Source organism: Roseiarcus sp., from assembly GCF_052145395.1.
GTDB lineage: Bacteria > Pseudomonadota > Alphaproteobacteria > Rhizobiales > Beijerinckiaceae > Roseiarcus.
Genome location: NZ_JBKQOT010000823.1, coordinates 1 through 6,701, shown reverse-complemented (window position 1 = coordinate 6,701; position 6,701 = coordinate 1). Strand labels below are relative to the sequence as shown.

Annotated in this window: 6 protein-coding genes and 1 pseudogene; 4 read left to right on the top strand and 3 right to left on the bottom strand. The window is 66.4% G+C overall.

The features are described 5' to 3' along the window. Positions 1–124 precede the first annotated feature (124 nt). Positions 125–731 (bottom strand): annotated as a pseudogene (locus ACLP25_RS28450) (polyprenyl synthetase family protein); the annotation flags it as partial. A gap of 86 nt (positions 732–817) precedes the next feature. Here ACLP25_RS28450 and ACLP25_RS28445 point away from each other — a divergent pair. The 4 genes from ACLP25_RS28445 (at position 818) to tdh (ending at position 4,168) form a co-directional block, all read left to right on the top strand. Further along, the gene (locus ACLP25_RS28445) at positions 818–1,042 is read left to right on the top strand and encodes a putative signal transducing protein (protein WP_442472453.1); all 225 of its coding nucleotides are present in this window, start codon (positions 818–820) and stop codon (positions 1,040–1,042) included. Further along, positions 1,035–1,832, top strand: coding sequence for a tRNA1(Val) (adenine(37)-N6)-methyltransferase (locus ACLP25_RS28440; protein WP_442472452.1), 798 nt, complete (start codon positions 1,035–1,037; stop codon positions 1,830–1,832). The genes ACLP25_RS28445 and ACLP25_RS28440 overlap by 8 nt, the downstream gene beginning before the upstream one ends. 88 nt (positions 1,833–1,920) lie before the next feature. Next, complete coding sequence (locus ACLP25_RS28435) at positions 1,921–3,123, top strand: glycine C-acetyltransferase (RefSeq protein ID WP_442472451.1); 1,203 nt, start codon at positions 1,921–1,923, stop codon at positions 3,121–3,123. Between the two features lie 19 nt (positions 3,124–3,142). Further along, positions 3,143–4,168, top strand: coding sequence for an L-threonine 3-dehydrogenase (gene tdh, locus ACLP25_RS28430; protein WP_442472450.1), 1,026 nt, complete (start codon positions 3,143–3,145; stop codon positions 4,166–4,168). Between the two features lie 50 nt (positions 4,169–4,218). Here the strand turns inward: tdh and ACLP25_RS28425 are convergent, their stop codons facing one another. Then, positions 4,219–4,824, bottom strand: coding sequence for an acetate uptake transporter (locus tag ACLP25_RS28425; RefSeq protein ID WP_442472449.1), 606 nt, complete (start codon positions 4,822–4,824; stop codon positions 4,219–4,221). Positions 4,825–5,808: 984 nt separating this feature from the next. Continuing rightward, on the bottom strand, positions 5,809–6,701 hold an 893-nt coding region (locus tag ACLP25_RS28420; RefSeq protein ID WP_442472448.1), incomplete at its 5' end, for a methylmalonyl-CoA mutase family protein.

The window sequence follows — 6,701 nt, the reverse complement described above, 5'->3', positions numbered from 1 at the left end:
TCGGTCAGTACCTATTCTACGACTGGAGATTTTACCCAGACGGTAAGCCCAGACCTAATTTTATCCTCAACGAGCCGAGGTATCATGGAGCGAAAATTCTGGTAACGCGTGCCAACTTTGGATGTGGACCGGCCCGCCAAAATCGGCCCGACCTCGCAGGCGGCGGCGAACAGCGCCGCGGTCTTGGCGCGAATGACGGCGAGATAGGCGTCCTCGGTCGTCTCGGTGTCCTTGGCGGCGGAAAGCTGCATGACCTCGCCCTCCGCAATCACGACGGCGGCGTTCGACAGGACGTCGAGGCAGGCCATCGATCCGACCTCGACCATCATCTTGAACGCCTGACCAAGGAGAAAGTCGCCGACGAGCACGCTCGCCTCGTTCCCCCACAACACCCGAGCGGCGGCCTTACCCCGCCGCATGTCGCTGTCGTCGACCACGTCGTCGTGAAGGAGCGTCGCGGTATGCATGAACTCGACCGCCGCCGCGAGCTTGATGTGTCCGGCGCCCTCGTAACCGCACAAAGCCGCGGTTGCGATCGTCAGGATCGGCCGCAGACGCTTTCCGCCGGACGAAATGAGATGGTTGGCGACCTCGGGGATCATCGCGACGTCCGACCCCGTGCGCGACAGAATCGTCTGGTTCACGCGCGACATGTCGTCTGCCACAAGCGCCGTGAGCGGCTCGATCAGGCGATCGACCGGCTTCTCCTCGAGCGGAATCACAACACCCACCAGACGCAATCCCTTGTCACAGGCAGCGGATCGACCATAAAGACGGGAAATCGGCGCGGCAAGTGCGCGCGGTCCGGGGTCCCCCTTTGGTCGAAATCCTGAGAACCAACGATCTCGTTCTCATCAGCGCCGTCGAATCGCTGCTCAAGGCGGCGGGGGTCGGCTTTTTCGTCTTCGATCAGCACATGGCGGCCGTCGAGGGATCGCTCGGCTTCCTGCCGCGCCGGATCCTTGTGGAAAAGGGCGAGGAGAAGCGGGCGCGGCGGCTGCTCGTCGACGCCGGACTCGCGGACGAACTGCGCAATGACTGAAACGCCGCCGCGGCTCGATAGCCCGGCGGACGGATTGTCGAGCGATCCCTGGCTCGGCGGACGGCTGACCCTCATGCAGCCCCGGCGCGGGCATCGCGTCGGCTCGGACGCCGCCCTGCTCGCCGCCGCGGCCGATCTTGCTGAAGGACGCCTCGTCGACGTCGGGGCCGGCGTCGGGGCGGTCGCCCTGTCGATCGTGAGCCGGCATGCGCGGGCAACCGCCGATTGCGTCGAGATCGATCCGGCGTTGGCCGGGATCGCGGCGGAGAACGCCGCGCGGAACGGGTTAGCCGAGCGATTTCGAGTCGTCGGCGCCGACATTTTCGACGCCAGCGCACGACGCGCAGCTGGACTTGCCGACGAAGCCGCCGACCTCGTCGTCACCAATCCGCCGTTCTTCGAGCCGGGCGCGGTGCGAGCGTCTCCGGACGCGGCCAAGGCGCGCGCGCATGTATTCTCCGGCGCTGGCGACGCGGCGCCGTTGGAAAGCTGGATCCGGGGCTGTCTCGCCCTCCTCCGGCCCGGCGGGCGGTTTGCGATGGTCCATCGCCCCGACGCGCTGCTTGCGATCCTCGCGGCGGCCGAGAACCGCCTCGGCGCCTTGGCGCTACTGCCGGTTCATCCCCGGGCGGGCGCCTCGGCGCACCGCCTGCTGGTCTCCGGCGTAAAGGGCTCGAAAGCGCCTTTGCGGATTGCGCCCGGGCTCGTCCTGCACGGCCCGGGCGGAAGGCTGACCGCGGAGGCGGACGCGATCCATCGCGGGGAGCGGCTCGTCGACTGGGGCGGGTAGGACTCAGGCGCCCGCCACGAGCGGGTCGCGGCCCATTTGAGGCGGATTTGTGCGCTGCTATGGTGGCGCCGCAATTTCACGAGGCGCCATGTCCGACGCGTTCCTACGCCACATCCGCGCGACCCTCGACCAGATCGAGGCCTCCGGGCTTTTGAAGCGCGAGCGCCTGATTGCGGGGCCGCAAGGAGGCCGCATCCGCGTCGCATCGGACAGGGGCGAGCGCACATTGCTCAACCTCTGCGCCAACAATTACCTCGGCCTCGCCAACCATCCCGACGTGATCGCCGCGGCGAAGGGAGCGATGGACGCATTTGGTTTTGGCATGGCCTCGGTGCGCTTCATCTGTGGGGCTCAGACTCTGCACCGCGAGCTCGAACTCGCCATCGCCAAGCATCTCAGCAAGGACGACGCGATTGTGTTCGCCGCCTGCTTCGACGCCAACGGCGGCGTGTTCGAGCCTCTGATGGGCGAAGAGGACGCGATCATCTCCGACAGCCTCAACCACGCCTCGATCATCGACGGGGTGCGGCTCGCCAAGGCCCGACGCTATCGCTTCGCCAATTCCGACATGAACGCGCTCGAGGATTGCCTCAAGCAGGCGGGAGCGGACGGCGCGCGCTTCAAGCTGATTGCGACCGACGGTGTCTTTTCCATGGACGGCTATGTGGCGAAGCTCCCGGAAATCTGCGCGCTCGCGGAGCGTTACGGCGCAATGGTTCTCGTCGACGACTGCCACGCGACGGGCCATCTCGGCGACAAGGGCCGCGGCACGCCGGCGCTGACGGGAGCGGGCGACAAGGTCGACATCGTCACCGGCACATTCGGCAAGACGCTCGGCGGCGGCATGGGCGGCTTCGTCGCGGCGGCGCAGCCGATCGTCGACCTCTTGCGCCAGCGCGCGCGGCCCTATCTCTTTTCCAATTCGCTCGCGCCGCCGGTCGCCGCCGGCGCGCTGAAGGCGCTGGAGATCGCGGCTCGCGCCGACGACCTCCGCGCGCGGCTCACGGACCATACGAAAAGGTTCCGCGCGGGCCTCGAGGCGGCCGGCCTCTCGACGCTGCCGGGGGTTACGCCGATCATTCCCGTGATGCTGGGCGAGGCGCGTCTGGCGCAGGATCTCGCCAGCGCGCTCGACGAGCGCGGCGTCTACGTCGCGGGCTTCTTCTTCCCGGTCGTGCCGAAGGGGAAGGCGCGGATCCGGACGCAGATGTCGGCGGCCCTGACGGCGGAAGACGTGGACATCGCCGTGGCGGCGTTCAGGGACGCCGGGAAAGCGCTGGGAATACTGTAGGCCTGCCGAAGGAGCGCCGATGAAAGCCCTCGTCAAGGAAAAGCCCGAGCCTGGCCTATGGATGCGCGACGAGCCGATCCCCTCGATCGGCCCGGACGACGTGCTGGTCAAAATCCACAAGACCGGCATCTGCGGCACCGACGTCCACATCTTCAATTGGGACGACTGGGCGCGGAAGACGATCCCCACTCCGATGACCATAGGCCACGAATACGCTGGCGAGATCGCCGGGGTCGGCGCCAACGTGAAGCGCCTCAGAGTCGGCCAGCGCGTCTCGGGCGAAGGACACGTCATCGGCATGCGGAGCCGAGCGGCCCGCGGTGGGCGCTACCATCTCGACCCGGAGACACAGGGCATCGGGGTCAACATTCCCGGCGCCTTCGCCGAATATGTCCGCGTGCCGGCCTTCAACATTGTGCCGCTGCCGGACGAGGTCGATGACGAACTTGGGGCCATCCTCGATCCGCTCGGCAACGCCGTTCACACCGCGCTGACCTATAACCTCGTTGGCGAGGACGTGCTGGTCACCGGCGCGGGGCCGATCGGCATCATGGCGGCCGCCGTCGCGCGGCATGTCGGGGCGCGGCATGTGGTGATCACCGACGTCAATCCGAAACGGCTCGCTCTGGCCGCCGAGGTCGCCGACGTCCTGCCGGTCGACGTCTCCAAAGAAGACCTCAAGGCGGTCATGGGCCGGCTCAAGATGACGGAGGGCTTCGACGTCGCGCTGGAGATGAGCGGCGCGCCGGCGGCCTTCGATCAACTGTTCGAGTCGATCGTCACCGGCGGAAGGGTGGCGCTGCTCGGCCTCCCGGCGAAGCCGACGATGGTCGACTGGAACAAGGTGATCTTCAAGCAGCTGACGCTCAAGGGCATTTACGGCCGCGAGATGTTCGAGACCTGGCACAAGATGATCGCGATGCTGGAGAGCGGCCTCGCCGTGCGGCAAGTCATCACCCACCGCCTGCCGGCCGAGCGGTTCCTGGAGGGCTTCGAGATCATGCGCCGCGGCGACAGCGGCAAGATCGTGCTCGATTGGACGTGAGCGCCCGACAAGCGGCGGCGCGGTGCGACCGCCGCTTGTCTCTTAAAGGTTTACGAGGCCATCCGCGGCTTCACGCCGGCGTCGGTTCGGGTCGGGACTGCCGCTGGGACGTAGGGCCCGACAGGAAGCACCGTCCGGCCATAGTCGCCGTTGATGATTTCCGCCGCGGAGAGGTAGGCCGCGAGGGCCGCCGTCACGAGCCCCAGGTAGCCGCCCGCCGTATGGAGGATGGGCATGAACTCTCCGCCCGCGAGCAGCATGAAAGTGATCCACAAGGCCAGAAAGACCAGCTGCAGCGCCGTATTGTGACGGAACGTGGCGATCCACATGTAGAAGCTGAAGACGCCCCAGACGAAGAAATACCAGCCGACCATCGGCGCCGGCGCTCCGCCGCCGAAAAACTTGGCGAAGGTCACGACCGATATCCAGAACCCGCCGTAGGCCATGAACGCGACGCCAGGGAACGTGTTTCCCCGCATGAACGCAATGATCCCGGCGATCAACTGAACCGCTCCCCCAAAGACCAGCGCCATGGCCAGGACGATCACGATACCCTTTTCATCGGCCAAGCCCGCGTTAATCAGGCTCAAGAGCCATGTGGTCGATGCGAATGCGATGAGCCCAAGCGGCGCTGGATTGCCCAGTTTGGTTTCCATACTTTCCTCCCGTGCGGCAGATGACGCACATACGGATTATTTCAGGCCTTGCCGGCAACCGTCCATTGGCCATGTGGCGTAGGACGTGTTGGCTAGAGCATGATGTCTTCAGGTTAAACCGGCCTCCATTATTGCGGCCAACCTCTGGGCGCCAAAGCGCCCGTCTGTCGACGGGCTCTGGCGACGAGTCCATCCGCGAGGCCGAAAGAGCCGGTCGCGTGGATGCCGTCGGCGCGAGAGATTTGGATTTTCCCGGGCGTCCGTGGAGCGAGGCCCATTCGGGCGCCATCCGGCGCCATTCAGCGCGCGTACGGTATGCGTTCGACAGGCGTTCGGCATGCGTTCGGCGCTGAATTTGACCCTCTTATTCACCCGTGAATCGTGACCTTTCAACGCGTTACACTCGAGTTTGCGAAAAAATCCTTTCGCGAATTTCTTTCGTCATGCGGCCCATCCCCGGGCAAACGGCCGCGTCCCGTTTCAGGACGGCGTCGATCCGCTTGGGCTTGGTCTGAGGCTCGCACGAAGGGATCATACCGGTATTTCCGTTTTTCTGCAATCAAAAGGGGCGCCATCGCGATTCGCGCGAATGGGGGCGCCCCGCCTTCCTCCGCCCCAAAACAAGGCGCCGGCGAAGGCCAAGCTTGCCCCCGGCTCCCGCTTTGACGCTCGCGAGGACGCCGCGCGCGTTTGCGCCTTGCGCCCAGGATCAAGGCGAAACCGGCCAAGTCCGGGCGGCGCCAGCCTTAACCTCGTCGCGGCGCGCGAAGGCCGGGGCAATGGTCGAAGGCCGTCGGGTGAGGGTTTGACCGTCGCATCCCATTTCATCGTGCTTTATCTGCGACCGCGGCGCCCCCGCCGCGTCTGGCGGCGAGAGCTATTGCGTTTTCGGCGGCGGACAAGCGGCCGCAGTCGCGTCCCCACGACGCCGCCTATCTCCCTCGCGACGCAGCGCGCGATTGCGGTCCCCGTCCGGGTCCCCCGTCAGGCCGGAATGCGCTGGGTGTAGCCGAGACGCTCGTTCAGCTGCTCGATCAGCCTCTGCGCGGCTTCCGGAACGACTGTCCCGGGCGGGAAGATCGCGTCGGCGCCGGCGGCCCTGAGCGGCGCAAAATCCTGCTCCGGAATGACGCCGCCGACGACGATCATGGCGTCGCCCATGCCGACCGCGCCGAGCGCACTCTTCAGCGCGGGCACGAGCGCGAGATGGCCGGCCGCGAGCGAAGAAACGCCGACGATGTCGACCTTGCTCTTCGCGGCGAGTTCGGCAACCTCCTCGGGTGTTGCAAACAGCGGACCGATCTTCACGTCGAAGCCGAGATCGGAGAAGCCGGAGGCGATGATCTTCTGGCCGCGGTCGTGGCCGTCCTGCCCCATCTTGGCGACAAGGATGCGGGGGCGACGCCCCGTATTCTCCTCGAACGCGCGCGCCATGGCGATCACGCGCTCGTTGGCCGCCGCTTTCGGCCCCGATTCGGCCAGATAGACGCCGGAAATGGCCCGGATCTCGGCGACGTGACGGCCGAACACCTTCTCCATCGCCAGCGAGATTTCGCCGACCGTCGCCTTGGCGCGCGCCGCCTCGACCGAAAGCTGAAGCAGGTTGCCGTTTCCGCGTGCGCCCTCCGTCAGCGCCGCGAGCGCAGCCTGGGTCTTGGCCTCGTCGCGCTCGGCGCGAAGCTGTTTCAGCTTCTCGATCTGCATTGCGCGCACTTCCCCCGCATCGACCTTGAGAACCTTGATCTCTTTCTCGACGTTCGGAAGGAAGGTGTTGACGCCGATGACCGTCTGGCGGCCGGAATCGATGCGCGCCTGGGTGCGCGCGGACGCCTCCTCGATCCGCCGCTTCGGCAAGCCCTGCTCGATCGCCCTGGCCA